The sequence below is a fragment of the Aciduricibacillus chroicocephali genome (genome assembly GCF_030762805.1).
Classification (GTDB): domain Bacteria; phylum Bacillota; class Bacilli; order Bacillales; family Amphibacillaceae; genus Aciduricibacillus; species Aciduricibacillus chroicocephali.
In genome coordinates this window covers 1,959,401-1,977,251 of the sequence record NZ_CP129113.1, presented here as the reverse complement: position 1 = coordinate 1,977,251, position 17,851 = coordinate 1,959,401, and the positions used below count along the sequence as shown (strand labels likewise).

General features: G+C 41.5%; 15 protein-coding genes and 1 riboswitch. Of the genes, 6 read left to right on the top strand and 9 right to left on the bottom strand.

What is annotated here, in order from left to right; genetic code table 11:
* Positions 1-18: 18 nt before the first annotated feature.
* The 3 genes from QR721_RS10310 (at position 19) to QR721_RS10300 (ending at position 3,569) form a co-directional block, all read left to right on the top strand.
* The gene (locus QR721_RS10310; protein WP_348026632.1) at positions 19-1,017 is read left to right on the top strand and encodes an aliphatic sulfonate ABC transporter substrate-binding protein; all 999 of its coding nucleotides are present in this window, start codon (positions 19-21) and stop codon (positions 1,015-1,017) included.
* 98 nt (positions 1,018-1,115) lie between these two features.
* Complete coding sequence (locus QR721_RS10305; protein WP_348026630.1) at positions 1,116-2,111, top strand: aliphatic sulfonate ABC transporter substrate-binding protein; 996 nt, start codon at positions 1,116-1,118, stop codon at positions 2,109-2,111.
* A gap of 147 nt (positions 2,112-2,258) precedes the next feature.
* The gene (locus tag QR721_RS10300; RefSeq protein ID WP_348026628.1) at positions 2,259-3,569 is read left to right on the top strand and encodes a globin-coupled sensor protein; all 1,311 of its coding nucleotides are present in this window, start codon (positions 2,259-2,261) and stop codon (positions 3,567-3,569) included.
* 52 nt (positions 3,570-3,621) lie between these two features.
* On the opposite strand, the gene QR721_RS10295 is transcribed toward QR721_RS10300, so the two are convergent.
* The 9 genes from QR721_RS10295 to QR721_RS10255 all read right to left on the bottom strand — a co-directional run bounded on the left by QR721_RS10295 (position 3,622) and on the right by QR721_RS10255 (position 12,860).
* Complete coding sequence (locus QR721_RS10295) at positions 3,622-5,007, bottom strand: trypsin-like peptidase domain-containing protein (RefSeq protein ID WP_348026626.1); 1,386 nt, start codon at positions 5,005-5,007, stop codon at positions 3,622-3,624.
* Positions 5,008-5,172: 165 nt separating this feature from the next.
* A complete protein-coding gene (locus QR721_RS10290; protein ID WP_348026624.1) occupies positions 5,173-6,420 on the bottom strand; it encodes a trypsin-like peptidase domain-containing protein in 1,248 nt (415 codons plus the stop codon).
* Between the two features lie 95 nt (positions 6,421-6,515).
* On the bottom strand, positions 6,516-6,884 hold the full coding sequence (gene crcB / locus QR721_RS10285) for a fluoride efflux transporter CrcB (RefSeq protein WP_431189498.1): 369 nt from the start codon (positions 6,882-6,884) through the stop codon (positions 6,516-6,518).
* A 21-nt stretch (positions 6,885-6,905) separates the two neighbouring features.
* Positions 6,906-7,289 (bottom strand): fluoride efflux transporter CrcB, encoded by a 384-nt coding sequence (crcB, locus tag QR721_RS10280; protein ID WP_348026620.1) that lies wholly within the window; start codon positions 7,287-7,289, stop codon positions 6,906-6,908.
* Positions 7,290-7,406: 117 nt separating this feature from the next.
* A complete protein-coding gene (locus tag QR721_RS10275; RefSeq protein ID WP_348026618.1) occupies positions 7,407-9,131 on the bottom strand; it encodes a trypsin-like peptidase domain-containing protein in 1,725 nt (574 codons plus the stop codon).
* Between the two features lie 160 nt (positions 9,132-9,291).
* Positions 9,292-10,356, bottom strand: a complete 1,065-nt coding sequence (locus QR721_RS10270; protein WP_348026616.1) for a thiazole biosynthesis adenylyltransferase ThiF — start codon at positions 10,354-10,356, stop codon at positions 9,292-9,294.
* Positions 10,357-10,410: 54 nt separating this feature from the next.
* Positions 10,411-11,055, bottom strand: coding sequence for a thiamine phosphate synthase (locus tag QR721_RS10265; protein ID WP_348026614.1), 645 nt, complete (start codon positions 11,053-11,055; stop codon positions 10,411-10,413).
* 2 nt (positions 11,056-11,057) lie between these two features.
* Positions 11,058-11,759 (bottom strand): thiaminase II, encoded by a 702-nt coding sequence (gene tenA / locus QR721_RS10260; protein ID WP_348026612.1) that lies wholly within the window; start codon positions 11,757-11,759, stop codon positions 11,058-11,060.
* A gap of 159 nt (positions 11,760-11,918) precedes the next feature.
* Positions 11,919-12,021, bottom strand: a riboswitch (TPP riboswitch).
* A gap of 518 nt (positions 12,022-12,539) precedes the next feature.
* Positions 12,540-12,860 (bottom strand): helix-turn-helix domain-containing protein, encoded by a 321-nt coding sequence (locus QR721_RS10255; RefSeq protein WP_348026610.1) that lies wholly within the window; start codon positions 12,858-12,860, stop codon positions 12,540-12,542.
* Positions 12,861-13,478: 618 nt separating this feature from the next.
* Between QR721_RS10255 and QR721_RS10250 the strand changes: the two genes are divergently transcribed.
* The 3 genes from QR721_RS10250 (at position 13,479) to QR721_RS10240 (ending at position 17,739) form a co-directional block, all read left to right on the top strand.
* Complete coding sequence (locus tag QR721_RS10250) at positions 13,479-14,381, top strand: chemotaxis protein (RefSeq protein WP_348026608.1); 903 nt, start codon at positions 13,479-13,481, stop codon at positions 14,379-14,381.
* A gap of 583 nt (positions 14,382-14,964) precedes the next feature.
* The gene (locus QR721_RS10245; protein ID WP_348026603.1) at positions 14,965-16,326 is read left to right on the top strand and encodes a nucleobase:cation symporter-2 family protein; all 1,362 of its coding nucleotides are present in this window, start codon (positions 14,965-14,967) and stop codon (positions 16,324-16,326) included.
* A gap of 135 nt (positions 16,327-16,461) precedes the next feature.
* Entirely contained in the window at positions 16,462-17,739 is a 1,278-nt protein-coding gene (locus QR721_RS10240) for a CynX/NimT family MFS transporter (protein ID WP_348026601.1), read from the top strand.
* The last annotated feature ends 112 nt before the right edge of the window (positions 17,740-17,851 follow it).

Here is a 17,851-nt window from a genome sequence, read left to right as displayed (position 1 = left end):
AAATGGGGGAAAGAAAAAATGAAAAAGAAGTTTGCACTTATTTTGATTACAGCATTATTTGCAGGACTTCTCGCAGCTTGCGGGAATAATGATGGAGGTTCTTCAGAGCCGAAGAAGGAAGTGACGATCGGCTATTTCCCGAACCTTACTCATATTGCTACAATTGTCGGTCTTGAAAAAGGATATTTCAAAGATGCTTTCGGCAAGGATGTTAAAATTAAAACAAAGACAGTGAATAATGGCGGCTTGTTCATGGAAGCGATGGCTACAAATGCAATCGATATCGGAACAGTTGGACCAGGTCCTGCAATTAATTATTATGTTAAGGATCCAAAGTATCATATCGTTTCTGGAGCGGTAAACGGTGGAGCAGTCCTTGTTGCTGATAAAGATGCGAAAATCAACAGTCTAAAAGACTTGGATGGCAAGAAAGTTGCAATCCCGGTTATCGGCAGTACACAGGATGTTATGTTGCGAAAAGCTTTGAATGAAGTTGGTTTGAAGCCAAAATCAAACGGTGGAACAGTCGATCTACATCCGGCAGCACCTGCAGATACGACAACATTGTTCAAACAAAACGCAGTTGACGCAGCAGCTACACAAGAGCCATGGGGATATGTGCTTGAGACACAAGCTGACGGTAATGTAATCCTTGGATGGGATAAATTTGCCTGGGGTAAAGATTCTACGAACACAGTTGTCGTAACAAGCGATGGTTTTACGAAAAATAAAGACCAGGTCAAACAGTACCTCTCTGCTCATAAGAAAGCCGTTCAATTCATTAAGGACAATCCAGATGAGGCGAAGAAGCTTGTAATCAAGCATTTGAAAGACTTGACTGGCAAGGAACTCGATTCAAAAGAAGTTGATGTTGCCTTTGATCACTTGCAAGTTACAACAGATGTAAACGAAAAAGTCATCCAAGATATGGCTAAGATTTCTAAAGAGGCTGATTACATTCCGAGTGATGATGTTAAAGGTCTTGTTGACTTGAAGTATTTGAAAGAAGCGAAGTAATTTAATTTGAACTTCAAATAAGCGCGTGAGCAGTCCTCTGCAGCCGCATGCATGTGTGAAGCATGCCTCATCAGTATTGAATACAGGGAGAGATGATGATGAAGCGACTGTTAATCCTGATTGGGACGATCGTCCTGACTAGTCTATTAGCTGCGTGCGGCAATGGGGATGCAAGCGAAAAAGCTAAAGGCAAAAATGAAGTAACAATTGGTTATTTCCCGAATATGACTCATATCACGACAATTGTCGGTTTGGAAAAAGGGTACTTTGAGAAAGAGTTCGGTAGCGTAAAAATTAAGACAAAGACGTTTACACAAGGCGGCCTATTCATGGAAGCTTTGGCAACAGGCGCAATTGATATTGGAACGACAGGACCGGGTCCTGTACTCAATCATTATACAAAGACACCTGACTATCATATTATTTCCGGAGCGGCCAATGGTGGCGCGGTACTTGTCGCAAGCAAGAAATCTGGTATTAACAGTATCAAAGATTTTGACGGCAAGAAGATTGCTATTCCGGGTTTGGGTAATACACAAGATCTGATGCTTCGGGACGAGCTTAAATCCGCTGGACTGAAAGCTAAAACAAATGGCGGCACAGTTGAGCTCCATCCAACAGCACCAGCAGATATGCCTACATTGTTCCGCCAAAATTCTGTAGCAGCAGCGGCAGTTCCAGAACCTTGGGGATATGCGCTTGAAAAGCAAGGAGGCAAGATTATTGCCGACTGGAAAGACTTTGCCTGGGGTAAAGATACGCCTGTGACAGTAGTCGCTACAAGTTCAGGTTATCTTAAGAACAATAAGAAGCAAGCCGAAGCTTTTTTGAAGGCGCATGAAGAGGCTATCCAGTTTATCAATGAACATCCGGATGAGGCTAAGAAGCTTGTGAGCAAACATATTGAGAAGCTGACAGGACAGGCACTCGCTGCTGATGAACTTGATGCTGCTTTTGCGAGAATGAAAGTGACGGACAAAGTAGATGAGAAAGTTGTTCAGGAGATGGCCAATGTTTCGAAGCAAGCGAATTACATTCCGAATAGCAAAATAAAGGGAATGATTGACTTGTCATTGCTCCAAAAATCTAAATGATTAATTAGAAGGATGCATGTTTCTTGAGAGGGGACATGTATCCTTCTTTTGTTTTTTAAAATTAGGTGGAAAGAACCAAGAAAATATGCCATTATAGAAAGTAGAGAAATAGAGAGATGGCTTTTTACGGATAAGGGGGATGGACAGATGGCTTTTACGTTATTTAAAAGAACAGATGTGTCGCAGCCGGTACTGTTGGAGCTGAGCAAGAATAAACAGCCACAAGTAGAGGTGCCGAGGGGTTCTGATCTCGAAAAGCAATTGAAAATGCTTCATTTGGAAATGGTTGATTTTTCGATAGCTCAAGTGTTGAAACCTTACGTTCAAGAGAATATCCAAATGATTATTGATGATTTCTATGATAATCTTAACATTAATCCAAAGCTAATGCAGATTATTGAAGAACATAGTTCTATTGAACGACTTAAGAAGACTTTGAGCCGTCACGTAATCGAAATGTTTGCGGGTGTCATGAATGAAGCATTCATTGAAAAGCGTAGAGTCATCGCGAAGATCCATGTCCATATCGGTTTGATGCAAAAATGGTATATCGCATCATTTGAAAAGATCTCCTACAATATGACGAAAATTATTCGCGATACTTTTTCAACTTCTGAAGATCAGCTGCTTGCTATGACTGTTGTGAACAAACTGATCAACTTGGAACAGCAAGTCGTTCTTGAAGCTTATGATGATGAAGTTGCCCGTTTGAAAGATTTAGAAGAACAGACACGAAGAGAAATGGTCTCTTCGCTTGAACATACGTCTGAAGAACTCGCTGCACTTTCTGAAGAGACAAACACATCCATGTCAGAAATGACTGTTCAGGTGCGTACCATTACAGAGAACTCCAAAGCAGGCAATAAGGTAGCTGAGGAAGCGAAGGCGGCTGCTGATGAAGGCCGTGAGCGACTGACGAACATGAATGATTCCTTGGAAAACATGAAAGCAAGCACACAGCGCGTAGCTGAGGACATGTCCTCTTTGGAAGAAACTTCGACTAAAATTAAAGATATTGTTGCTATGGTTAAATCCATCGCTGATCAGACAAACTTGCTTGCTTTGAATGCATCGATTGAAGCTGCAAGAGCTGGTGAACATGGAAAAGGTTTTGCTGTTGTTGCTGATGAAGTACGCAAACTTGCAGAACAGACAGCTCAGTCAGTTACGAGTGTCACAGAACTGATTAATCAGACAAACGAACAAATTTCTGTCAATGCGGCTTCTATTCAGCAGGTTGAAGAGTATGTATTGCGTGTCAGGGAGCAGATGCATAGCACAGAGAAAGCATTTGAGAAAATCGATCAGTCTATGGCGGAGAATCAGGAACATAATGCAAGCATTCAGGAAGACTTGAATGCGTTCGACCTAGTCATCAGAGAGATTGCGGAAGCTGCTAATTCCATTTCTGAAACAGCTGACGGCCTTAATCGTATGATAGATGAGCGTAATATGTGAAAATAAAAAAAGCACGCTTCACTATTAGTGAAACGTGCTTTGAAACATGCTATTAGGCTGCGTTAGCAGAGTCAGGTGATTGCTGCTGTTCCTGATCTGTTTGCGGATTGCTAGAATCCTTGTTCTGATCTGTATTGTTTTGAGGTGAATCAGGTGTCTCGCTCTGATTTTTTTCATTAGATTGATCTGGATTGCTGTTCTGCGGGATATCAGGCGTATTGTTATCCTGCCCGCTATTATCTGCTGGTGATGTATTGTCATTTCCTTGTGCAGGCTCTGTTTGCTCACTGTCAGGAGCCTTTTCACCATTTTCTTTCCAGTATTGATCATAATCATATTCCCAGTAATCATAATGATCTTTATCTTTGGAGACGTCTCCATCTTCAAAGCGGCCATCTTCCGCTTCCCAATCATCGCCGAATACATATTCGCCGTCCATGCCATAGAATTGTGCAAGCAGTTGCTTTTCATTCATTGGACTACTGATCCAGCCATCGATGAGACTGGAAACCTGGCTGATTGGAATACTAAATCCGACGGAAACATTGGATGTACTCTGTGCCGAGTTGATGGCAATGATTTTCCTGGAATTCTTTGAAATGAGTGGGCCACCACTTGAACCAGGGGCCGTCGGGGCAGAAATCTGGAATAGATGATCATAGGTGAATGTTCCGATGATAAAACTTCGGTCTGTACCAGTCAGATATCCCATTGTTGCAGTATTTTCTTTGCCGAGCGGACTGCCAAGTGTAACAATCTCATCCCCAATATTAATAGACGAGCTCGTATCGATAGGGAATGGCTGTCGTCCAGCGAGTTCAGGAACCTGAACAATTGCTACGTCTGTCTTGTTCGAATAACCGATTACTTTACCGGTAAATGACTCTCCAGTGCTTGAATGCACTGTAGCTTCTGTCCATCCCTCGATGACGTGTGCGTTTGTTACGATGATGCCATTAGAATTGTAAAGGAATCCGGATCCTTGCATTTCTGGTGTTGTCACTGTGAAGACAGATTCTTTAGCCGAATCGATATAATTCGTGATGTCTTCTTTTTTCTCAAGATTCATCGTCTGCTTTTCGATTTTAGGCTGTTCAGGCTGTGCATCAGCACCCTGGATATATTCATCAGAACTGCCAGAGGTATTCTTCTCGGACGTCTCTTGCTTTACAGGTTCTTCTTTCGTCTTGTCTTTAATCGCTTCCGTGGCATGTTCTTCTTCCTTCGAGATTGCGATCGGTTCTTCTTTTGCTGATGGCTTTGTTTTTCCTGGTACACCATCTTTGAACCAGAATGCTGCAATCGCGATGCTCATCGCCACAATGAAAACAAGCGTTGTGATGAAAATCGCTCTAAAAGGATGTTTTAATCGATTGCCGCAATGAGGGCAAAAGGGATCCTTTTTAGAGACGGATTTTCCACATTTTGGACATTCCATTCTACATCTCCCTTTCGGAAATCAATTGCTTTGACCCCTATTATATACTGAAGTCTGCTAATTTGATATGAATATCTTGAAGAATACATCTTCTTTCGATAGATTGCAAATTGCAAGCTATCTATGAAAAAAAGAGCCATTTTCGGCTCTTTTATTGGTGAGGGACTAGTCAGTAACTTGTTCACTATATACTTCATATGACTGGTCTGTACCGTCTGGAACATCTTCCTCGTAGTCCTCATCTTCGAATTCATCAAGAATGTCATCGGAATAATCTTCCTCATCCTCTGAAATGAAGTCGTCTTCTGTTATTATTTCTTCATCGTCATACAATCCTTCATAATCTTCATAACTATCATCGCTTTCATTCTCATATGGTTCTTCGTAATTCCCGTAGTCGGTATCTTCCTCATTATATTCCCAGTAGTCGTAATCGTTTTCGTCATCTGAGTAATCACCATCATCAAAGTATCCTTCATAATTCCAAAGGTCTTCAAAGAAGAGTGATCCGTTTTCCCCATAGAAGAGATTGTCAATATCATCTTCTGACATAGGCTTATCTATCCACGACTGAATAAGTGCAGATACTTTCGGAATTGGAATGCTGAACCCCATGGATGCTGCTTCTGTGCTCTGTGCAGAATTGATCGCTGTAATTTTTTCAGACTTCAGGGAGACGAGTGGGCCTCCACTTGATCCCGGAGCAATCTGAGCGGATGTCTGATAGAGGTTGCTGTATGTATAATGGCCGATTGTAAAGTTCCGGTCTTTACCGGTAATATGACCCATTGTTGCTGTGTTTTCCATTCCAAGTGGACTGCCTAGAGCGATGACTTCCTCACCGATTTCGAGCTGGGACTGTTTTTCAATCGGGTAAGGAACGCTGCCTGAGAGTTCTGGCACAGATATGACTGCAACATCAATTTCGTTGGAGTAACCAATCACTTTACCTGAAAAGCTTTTTCCACTCTTCGATTTCACTTCGAGATTAATAGTACCCTCAACAACATGGGCATTCGTAACGACATGTCCCTTGCTGTCATATAGGAACCCTGACCCTTGTGCAGAATCTGTGTAAATGGTGTAGACAGTTTGTTGTGCCGAAGAAATAATATCAGTTAATTTCTTTTGTTGCTTAACCGGAAGCTTTTTGGCAGAGGCTACAGGCTGTATTACGTTATTTGCTTTTTCCCTTTTCTTTTCTTGCTTAGGTGTTTTCTCGGCAGCAACTTGTTGCTTACCGGGTTCGTTGAAGTCTCCCCACATATAAGCGCCTATTGCAGCCGCTGCAGAACAGGAGAGGAAGAGTAAAAAGATAAATAGCATTTTGAGAGGCTGGCTTTTTTTATGGCCACATTTGAAACATTGTGCACCTTTAGACGGCATTTCAGAACCGCAATGTTTGCAGAACATGCAATAATATCCCCTTTCGGCATAATTCTATAGTAATAGGTATATTATACCATTAATGCCGAAGAGAGGGGAGAAGTTTCGATAAATCAAGAATTTTATATTAAGAAGCCGATTGCGGCAAAACAGATACCGACAATTACCGATGCAATGACATACAAAACTGCCAGGTTAAGCCGCTTTGTTTCCAATAGGACCATCGCCTCTGTTCCAAAAGTAGAAAATGTCGTAAAAGCTCCACAGAAACCTACACCGAGGAATAGCCATAATCCGGTTCCAATAGTTGCGTGAATATGTAAGTTGGCAAGAAGTCCAAGAAGGAATGAACCGGCTGCATTAATTATGAATGTACCAATAGGGAATGGGGAAGCTTGTGGAAAGCTGCGATTGATCCATCCGCCGAGGCCGAATCTTGCACAAGCACCAATCATTCCGCCAGCTCCAACGAGTAAAAACAATTGAATCACTCCTTTAGCTTAATTTTAAGTTCATGAAGATGCAGACTGCTTCAACATTGCCTTGGCTAAGTGCATACCTATCAGAACGAGGAGGAGGCCAGCGATGATGGAAACACCAATATTCATTAAGCCAATGAGCACATGGCCTCCTTGAATCAATTCCCAAGTTTCGACTGAAAAACTGGAGAAAGTTGTAAAAGACCCTGTAAAACCTGTTCCAATTAATAGAACAAGACGTGGGTGAGGAGACTTGCCCGCAACATATGTGGAGAACCATCCGAGAAACAAGCATCCTATGAGGTTCACAGTCAGTGTACTTACTGGGAAGAGGTAATTGTTCGTTTCGATTACCCCAATGGAATAGCGTGCTAGGGCACCAAAAAATCCGCCAATTGCCACAATGATGTATTGCATTTTTACACCTCCTAAAGTAAATGTCTCCTGCAATTATTCAAGTTATGTATAGTATCTGTCAAATTAAAATAAAAGAAGAAACCCAGCACAGGCTGGGTTTCTCCCGGTATTGTTCAATTACTCGTTTTCTAAATTATGTTTATCTGTTGTCTGTTCCGATGCTGGAAGAGTTTCAGCTGACTGTGAATCGTTTTGTTCAGATGTTATGCTTTTATCTGATTCATTTTCTTCACTTACGCTTTTACTGGAAGCTACTCCTGAATTGCTGACAGTGTCTCCGGAGTTTTCTTCCGTAGACTTTTCTTCATCAGTGTCAGATGTAATTACTTGAGAATCTGTATCTTCCTTGTTTGTTCCTGCTGCAGACGTCACAGTAGCCTCATTTTGTGCATTTTGATCTTCCAAGTCACCAGGTGTTTGCTTAGTTACATCTGAAGTTTTGCTTGTCTTTTCAGTTGGTGCTGGGGCTGTGTTTAGCTTGGAGCTTTGAGGAGCCGAAATTTGTTTCTGTTCTGCAGAGACTTTTTTCTGACTCTCTTTCACAGCAGACTTCTTAACAGTAGTCCTTTTTGCAGTCGTTTTATCGCCTGCGGAAGGATTCTTATAAAGTGCCATGATTTCTTTTTCTGTCATTGGCTTCTTGCTCCATTTGGAAAGAAGCTTTTCCGCCTCATTGAATGGCATACTGTATCCAATTGAGTTCTCTGTCAGACTGTGAAGAGAATTGATGCCGATGATTTTCTTTTGTTTTATCGAGATAAGTGGCCCACCGCTGAAACCTGGCGGCGTCGCTGCACTTGTTACATACATTTTCGGATAGAAATACGGGTCATTATCACTCGTTTTCATATTAAGATCCGTCTCGATGATTTTTCCTTTTGTCGTTTTGACAGAGAGTTGATTGGCGATTGCAGCGACTTGCGTATCGACACCATATTTCTTCGTATCGATAGGGAAGGGCTTCATTCCCAATAGTTGCGGCACATACACGAGAGCAACATCAGGTTTGTAGGCAAAACCAATGACAGTACCCTTATATTTTTTGCCGTTTTCCGCCAAAACGCTTACTGTTTTGGCACCTTCTACAACATGACCATTCGTGACGAGCATTCCTTTATTGTTATAAAGGAATGTTGAACCTTGCAAGATGGTGTACTCGTCTGCAGAAGTGTCTTGCACATTGTAGATGGTGAACAAAGATTTACGTGCACGGGTAATCATCTCGGCAAATGTTTCCGTTTTAGTTGCTGATTGAGTAGTCTTATTAGGACTTGCTGTACTCTTGTTTACTGTTGAATTTTTAGATTGATTGCTAGGTTTCGATTGAACATCGGGCTTCGGTTGAGCAACAACTGCTTTCTTCTGGTGCTGTCCGGCCTCTGGCTGTAATACAAGTTGCATTTGTCCATGTTTTACTTCGACGGTATTTTCCTCTGCGGTCCTAGGAGCAGTCTGTCCTTTACTTGCTACAGTGGAAACATCCGCTCTTGAAGAAGATTTGTGTGGATCGTTTGCAGTTTGTTCCTTTCCTACCGCAGCGGAAACATTTGCAGTGGATTGGGATACAGATTTAGAGTGTACAGATGAATTATTGCCTGTCCGATCATGCGGAGCGGCTATGGACTGATCTTTATCCTTCGCTGCAACAGGCTGCTTCAATTGCTGCAGTCTATCGGTTTTCTGCTCTCCCTGTGTATATTCAGATGAAGCAGAATGGAAAAGTTGAAAGGCGACCAATCCAATGACAAAAACTGCGGCAACGAGAAGGACAAGCGGTAATTTGGCAATCCCTTTCTCGCTGCTGAATGACTGGGGACTCTTTAGCTGATTTGGGAAACGCATATTTTCCCACCCTTCTTAGGAAATGGATCGCTTGTATTATAGCATCCATCACCAAGTTTGAAATAGAATCATTGCAATCTTCTACAAAATGTTACCAAAATGCAACACTTGACAAATAAATAAGGTTGCTAGGTTGCTTGCATCATTATTCCCTGAGCGATTACCCGATAAACCGATGATACAATGTTTTGGCCTTACTAATATCCTTTGTACCGTGGATAAGAGCACGGCCATCTTTGAACAGAACGATCCTGAATGAGTCAACGGTGAATGAGATGAGAAACGGATTGGCTTCATAAGGGATGCCAAGTCTCTCAATCTGTTCCTTAAAATTTTCAAGATTCGGAGGATGGTTGGTCCCAGGCCTGATCTGTACAGTATTGCGGCCGCAAAGAACAGCAGTCTTCGTTTGGTTTTCCCACTGTAAAAATGGATAGGAAGGATGGGAGCCGCAGGAAGGGCAGTCTTCTTTGCGTGCTTTGCTCACGCCGACCTGTGCATACTCATTATTCCATAAATCAAATGATATGAGTTTGCGGCGTAATGCATTCAAGTTGCCAGAAAGGATTTTCAAAGCTTCGGCGCTTTGATGAGCAACAGTCATTTGAACAGCTGGTGCGATGATGCCTGCTGTATCGCATGTTGCAGCACCTGCTGACGGTACAGTTTCCATAAGACAATGCAAACATGGTGTTTCACCAGGAATAATCGTCATGCTGATTCCATAGCTGGCCACGCAAGCTCCATAAATCCAAGGAATACCCTTCTTTTGAGAAATATCATTAATGATCATTCTCGTCTCAAAGTTGTCTGTTGCATCAATAATCAAATCAACGTTTTCGGTAAGGGAATCAATCGTTTCAGGATTCACATCCATGATATGCGCATGAATGGTAGCCGATGACCTAATTTTCAAAAGGCGTTCTTTCGCTGCGACGGTTTTGGGGGTTCGGTCAATGGCATTCTGCTCTGTAAACAGCTGCTGTCGTTGAAGATTGCTAAATTCGATATAATCCCGATCGACAATGGTCATTTCGCCAACTCCGGACCTCAGCAGGATTTCAGCATTCGACGTGCCAAGTGCACCAACTCCGATAATTAGGACATGTTTTCGAGCAATTTCCTCTTGTCCTGCTTTACCAATTGGAGAAAAAAGAATCTGCCGCGAATAACGGTCATTCGCTGCAGAATCAGAGTTTTTCATATTTGTTATTTTGTCTGCCATGCCGATTTCCACCTTTTGTATCTAGTTTGAAAGTATTCTATAAGTTGGCACAGGTCAATCAGGCATTAGCAAATTATAAAATTGCTTGATCATAACAGGCCGGTCGACGGCTTGCCAAGTGCTTGACTCTACTGCAATGCCAGAAGCGTAAGGAAGAACACTTTCAATATTGCGTGCTGTAATACCACCATAAGCAATAATTGGGAGGTTAACTGCTTCGTACAGCTCTTTGAGTTTTTCGAAACCTTGTTCATGTGCATCCAATGAAGCAACTTCCTCAAAAATTTTGCCGAACATTATATAGTCGGCACCTTCTGATTCAGCCAATTTTGCTTCATCAATAGTGTGAATCGTCTTCCCGACACGGATAGAAGGGAAGGCTTCTCTTACTTTACTAACAGGAAGGCTTCGATAATTGAGCTGTACACCGCCTGTGCCAGCAGCAATTGCTACATCAACACGATCATTGATATAGATCTTATTGCCAGGAATCCCTTTTTCAGTGAGGCGTTCAACCAAGGTGTACAATTTATGTGCCGACCATGCCTTGACCCTGAGATGGACAGCAGTGATAAAAGGATGAATTTCTTTCGTTGTTTCAATGAAGTCATGCTCATCAAATATAATATCAGATATAATATGAAGTTCTTTTTTCAGAAGCGTAGCACCTCCGGAATGCTGCCTGTTTACAAGATTCAAGTCTATCTTGTCGTTGCATAGTCGGCAGTAGCTGCAACCGGCCACATTTCCTTGTTTTCTGCCATTTCCCAGAACATGTACTCGAAGTAGCTTGTCTTGACAACGATATCCTCAAGGATTGCAAGGTCTGAATCAGATTTGCCTTCAGCCATTTTATCAATAAGATCAATACATTGCAGGGTAAGCTCTTTGAATTGCTGGGATGAATACATTTTAACCCATTTGCCGTAAAATTCATGTTCTGTTGCTCCTGGTATTGCAGCGAGCGATTCACCTATGAATTGATAGCTCCAAGCACAAGCGAGAACTGAAGCAGCTGCATTCTCAACACCACCTAGCTGGCTCTTGTTGAGCATATAGCTTGTATAAGATGTCATTGAAGCTGCCGGTTCAGTGTTTTCCAACTCTTCGTTTGAGATGCCGAGCTCAGCTGCATATTCTCGGTGCAGATCCATTTCTACTGTCAGTGTGCCATGCAGCAGATTTGCAAACGCTGTCATTGTTTCCAAATCATTTGCTTTTGCTGCACCAAGCGCAAAAATGCGTGAATATTCAATTAAATAAATGTAATCCTGTTTCATGTAGTGCTTGAATTTCTCTTTGTCGAGGGATCCATCACCGATTCCTTTAACAAAAGGGTGCTGAAGATAGGAACGCCATACAGGTTCAACTGTTTTCCAGAGCCGTTCGCTGAATTTCGCCATGAAAAAATCTCCGCCTTTTAATTATTTTAAAGAGTGTTATAGAATGCGTGACATGCATAATTGGCGAAAGCGGGAGATGAAGGGAGAAGAGTGGCAAAGACCAACAGCATTTGGAGGTGCCACGCTCTGACGCTTCATACGAAACGGTCATGATGCAGTTGAGATTTGGAGCCACTTTCCTACGCTAGTATGAACTAGATCAGGTTCAAAGGGTCAAGAACCAAGTTCTTTCTCAGCAAATAATGCTCCCCCAGTGCCTCGCATATACACGATTCTATTCAATTCCAGTAAACCATATCGGCAGTTGAAAGGCAAACAAGGGTACAGCATCATCTTTTAGGAAATGGCAGTAGTCTCATAGGATTATATATATTATACATGGTTCTTATTGTAAACCTGAACAAAAGCAAATCAAAAAAGCCAAGGTAAAATATTATGCTTCTTCTGTAATGGCAAACATGTCATCGAAGAGTTGTATAAGTGCATATCTCTGTAATAGGAGTGTTGAAATAGTAATTGCCTCGCTTAAACGTAAGAAAAAAGCGTTATGAGGGGTAGCGGGTTTCTGGTATATGTTGAGGAATGCCATAACGCACAGCCCCAAGCCCCTGTATGTTTTTTTAAAAGCTCAGTAAGCTGACGCGTTATGGTCAAAATATTTCATTGTAAGCTACGAATAAAGTATAACGTGTCCGTGCAGAACGATTAGAGACTGTGAATTGTTTTTTAAAGGAAAGCGGTGAAACACTCATTCAGGACATTCATAAAGCAAAATGATAGCTATAGAAGTATGTTACCCACTGAAGCTTGCTTCAAGGGATCTATAACATGTCCTTTTTCCAACTCATTCTGAGCTGCATATTCTTTAGTTGGTAGCAAAAGATCGCTTAAGGATATATCCAATGCAATAGTCAATTTGCAAAGGTTCAATATTGAAATATTCCGTTTGCCTGTTTCAATGTCGGAATAATAGGAGCGAGAAAATCCTGCCTTTGAAGCAAGCATTTCTTGTGTAAAGCCGCAAGACTTTCGAAAAGATTTCAATCGTTTGCCGATTTCATGAAGTACTTCCAATTCGTTCTCTTTGAACAAATCATTCATGGTGTCCACACCTTTCAGTACAGGATAGTGTAATGAAGATTTTGAAAATGAAATATAATAAGTGCTCAAATAAAAAAATAATATATTTTAATAATAAGGATAATTAACCAAAAATTCCACCTGTTTTAAGTTACTATCCCAATCTTTTTCCCTAAAATTTGTTAGGGTGTTAGTCGTTCAGCAAGTAAAGGTTGTCGTTATGCTTATATATTAATAATACATAGGTGGGACTGTTAGAAAAATGCTTGTTCCTAAGCACTTGTATCAATGTGAACAATATGGTCCGTTTACATCGATTAGGACAGATATGACTCCTGCCAGTCGAATAGTGGCAGAGGAATTCAGCATTCGATTATTTCCTGGGCAATATTCAACAAAATAAAGCTTTATCCTCAAAAGAAAAGTCGGAAACCAGCAAATGTAGTAACGAACTGTGTTTGCAGCTGAATATTATTTGCAGACAGCTTACAAAGCGGGCTCAATCTGCCGATAATAAAACATCAACAGATACAATCATTGCAGTCGCTATGGAAATAGGAAAAATTACCTGTTATACTAGGTGTATTATCACCTGTTAAGCGCAGGAATGTGCGTATACCGTGATTTGGAGGAGATTTTATGCAAAATGATATTTTGTTGGAGAGCGGTACAAATGAATTAGAAGTGGTGACATTCCATGTTGGTTCTGGATCATTTGGAATTAATGTGTTGAAGGTACGGGAAATCATTGTTCCTTTGCCGATCACGGATACACCGAATGCTCATCCGAATGTGGAAGGTGTTATTCGTTTGCGTGAAGAGATTATCCCGGTAATCGACCTTGCAAGAGTTCTCAACCTTCCTCCATCAGATAATCCTGAGAAGGACAAGTTGATCATTGCAGAACTGAACCAGCTTAAAGTGGCATTCCATGTTCACAGCGTTTCAAGAATCCACCGGATATCTTGGGAACAAATTGAAAAGCCTGATGAGCTTTCTGCAGGGCAGCAAGCATACACGATTGGTATTATCAAGTTGGAAGGCGAAATGTCTTTGCTTCTTGATTTTGAAAAGATTGTTGTTGAAATTAGCCCAGAGGCGAGTATTAATGTTCAAAGTCTTAAAGTGCTTGGTGAACGGGAACGCTCAATTAAGAACTTGATTGTGGCAGAGGATTCAGCAATACTTCGCCAGCTTTTGAGAGATACCCTTGAAGAAGCAGGTTATGATCGTGTTCAATTCTTTGAAAATGGTAAAGATGCCTGGAATCATCTCGAGTCGCTTGCCTATGATGAAAGCATTACACCTTCAGAAGAGGTCAATTGCATCATAACTGATTTGGAAATGCCTCAGATGGATGGCCATCATCTGACAGACAAAGTTAAAAAGAATGAGCGGTTGAGCAATATCCCCGTAATTATCTTCTCTTCATTAATTACAGACGATCTCTTCCATAAAGGGGAAAAGGTCGGAGCAAGTGCTCAAGTAAGCAAACCTGAGATTGTTAAGCTTGTAAAAGAAATTGATGCTCATATACTATAGTAAAGAATAAACACTGTCTGGCTGCAACAGACAGTGTTTAATTTTTTGTTTGTTCAAGTTAACCAATAGTTTAAACAAAAGTGATAAAAAAATAATTTAGATGTTTAAGTTGTACAACGAAAATAACTCTATTTTGTGCATTACAAACAATGACATAGCTGTTTTTATGGATTACAATAGACCCAGTTATCGATTGAAAGCGTTTACAATAACTTTGGCAGAAATTTATTCAATAATCACACTTAGTAAAAAATATTTATTTTTAATTTGAAAGGAGTGATTTTGCCGAGAGTCGGGTAATAGGATAAAGCAGGCAAGCAAGCGAACAAGCAATTGAACTATTAACAATATTACAGATCGCAGCGAGCCAAACTTATTGCCGAGGGGGGTTGGCATTTCCTCATTAAAAAAATAGAAAATAGGAATGCCCGCGGGAGAAATGAAAGCGTTTTCTAAGTTTGATTTTCTCCAAAAAGCAAAAGCACTTTATCTATCTATTCAACTTTAAGGACGGGTCATTTCTGTAAAGGGTTCCTAGTAAAGTGGGGATCTGGCTAAATTTTATTAAACTAGGGGGTCCAAAATGAGTAACTCAAGAGTAGATGAGAAATTCGGTTTTGGTAAATCTACAGTACTCGGTATGCAGCACGTAGCGGTAATGTATGGGGGAGCAGTCGCTGTTCCGATTCTTATTGCGGGGGCATTGGGTCTAACGCAAGAACAGCTCGTATACTTGATTTCTTTTGACTTGTTTACATGTGGTATCGTATCACTTATCCAAACTCTAGGGATTGGTAACTTTGTAGGTGCGAAGCTTCCGGCATTAATGGCAATTTCTTTCGTAGTAGTTGGTCCGGCAATTTCGATAGGTACAGGGCATGGCGGAGGAACCGAGGGCCTTACTTATATCCTTGGTGGTGTAATTGGAGCTGGGGTGCTCATAACCGTTCTTTCACAGTTTGCAACACAGCTTGTCCGTTTCTTCCCGCCGATTGTAACCGGTTCTGTAGTACTCGTTATCGGTATTACGTTGATGCCTGTTGCAATGCGTAACGCAGCTGGCGGAAGCGCAGAAAACTTTGGTGCATGGCAGCATCTTACAGCAGCAGCTTTCACATTCGGTGTGTTCTTGTTGCTAAACCATTATGCTAAAGGTTTTGTTAAGTCTTGTGCAATTTTGCTATCACTAGTTATTGGTACAATTTTTGCTTCGTTTATTGGCCTTGTTGACCCATCTGGTCTTAAGGATGCTAGCTGGTTCTCATTGCCGCAGCCATTCTACTTCGGTGTTCCTAAGTTTGATATTGCTGCAATTTTGACGATGACTCTCGTTGGGATCATTATTATGGTTGAATCTACTGGTGTATTCTTCGCCTTGGGTGAAGTCTCTGGCAAGCGTATTGATGGTGAGATTATTAAGAAAGGTTTGCGCGCAGAAGGTATCGGCGGTATTATCAGTGGTATCTTCAACTCGTTCAACCACTCTACTTTCTCTCAGAACGTAGGTCTTGTATTCCTTACTAAAGTTGTATCACGTTATGTAGTTGCTTTCGGTGGTGGTATTCTCGTATTGCTCGGTCTTGTTCCTAAAATTGCGGCTGTTACAACAATGATTCCTTCAGCTGTTCTTGGTGGAGCTATGGTTCCGATGTTCGGTATGCTAATGGCTGCTTCAATGCAGATGATGGCTAAAGACGACCTAACAAAGGCTTCAAACCAGTTGATTATCGGTGTTGGTATCGGTCTTGCTCTTGCTTGCGCAGGTGCTTCTGATGAAACATTCAAATCTCTTCCTCAGCTTGCTGCAATGCTAATTGGTACTGGTCCGGTAGTAGCCGGTGTAGGTTGCTTCCTTCTTAACTGGTGGTTGAATGGTGCAAACTATGATCCAGTAGCAGAGTACGAGGCTTCGGAAGAAAATAATGCAAAAGAGAGTACTGCCTGAAAAGATATAAAATAGCAGTTCAAAAAGACGATTCGAACCCGATAAGGGGACGATCGTCTTTTTCTTACGTACTTTTTCTTGAAAGGGCATTATGCTAAGCTGGTAATAAAGTTTTAAATTAAGGGAGCCTTGCCTGTGGAAAAGCAAAATAAACTTCTGGTCGACGAGAAGGATTTAAAGGTCTATCAATTTGTTCTAATTATCGGGATTATCTTGGCAGCCTCCAATATGCGCCCTGCTATTACTGCAGTAGGTCCGCTTCTGCAGACAATTGGTGCAGATTACGGACTTGCGCATTGGATGGCGGGTCTTTTGACGACATTGCCTTTACTAGCCTTTGCCTTTTTGTCTCCACTTGCCCCACAAGTTGGAGTGAGATTGACGAATGAACTAGCAATTGTTGCAGGTATGCTCATGCTGATTTGCGGCATGCTGCTCAGGTCTGTTTCGCTTCTATCATTTCTGTTCCTAGGTACTTTGATCGCTGGTGCTGGGATTGCTATTATGAATGTTCTCATACCAGGAGTCATTAAACATAAATTCCCACTGAAAGTCGGTTTGATGACAGGCGTCTACTCCACGACAATGAGCGGTGTTTCAGGAATCTCTTCCGGACTTAGTGTTCCATTCGCGAAAGGTCTTGGATGGGGATGGAAGTGGGCATTGGTTATTTGGGTAATTCCAGCTATTGTTGGCCTAGCGGTATGGATTTTTCTTGCTATAAAAGAAAACCGCAGGAATCATTTAACCAAATCCCAAAGAAAACATAAAGCTGAGGAGCAAAAGCCGGATTATATCGATGATCGCAGAATTTGGAAATCGGGGTTAGCTTGGCAAATGTCATTCTTTATGGCTTTGCAAGCCTTTCTTTTCTATGTAACAATCACGTGGCTTCCTGCGATATTGGAAAGTAATGGATATACTGAGTCCGGAGCCGGATGGATGCTTTCCTTTATGCAGTTTATCGGGTTACCTGCAAGCTTCATAGTGCCTGTGCTTGCAGATAGAGTGAAGAGTCAAAGTGCTCTTGCAGTTGGACTTTGTGTCGCCATGTTTGTCGGTTATTTAACATTGCTTCTTGGTCATTCACATATCGTGATGATTATTGGTACAGCAATTATCGGTCTCTCTGTAAATGGTAACTTCTCCCTTGCACTCGCATTCTTTGGTTTACGAGCAAAAACAGGAAAAGATGCCGCAGAATTATCTGGGATGGCCCAGTCGCTCGGTTATCTTCTCTCTGCATTTGGGCCAACGCTGCTTGGGTTGCTCTATGATAAAACGCAAACGTGGTCAGCGCCGCTTTATGTTATTTTGGCAGTTGTCCTTGTTCTATCAATTCTTGGTGCTCTTGTCGGAAGAAATCGCTATGTTTTTGATGATAAGAAAAAACTCAATAAATCAGCATTATGATCAATCGAAAGAACAGCACGCGGTAGCTAAACCGCGTGCTGTTCTTTCTTTATCGGTGAGTAGAAAAAGATTTTCACACTCCAATAATGCTGAGAAATAGGCTATAATGGAA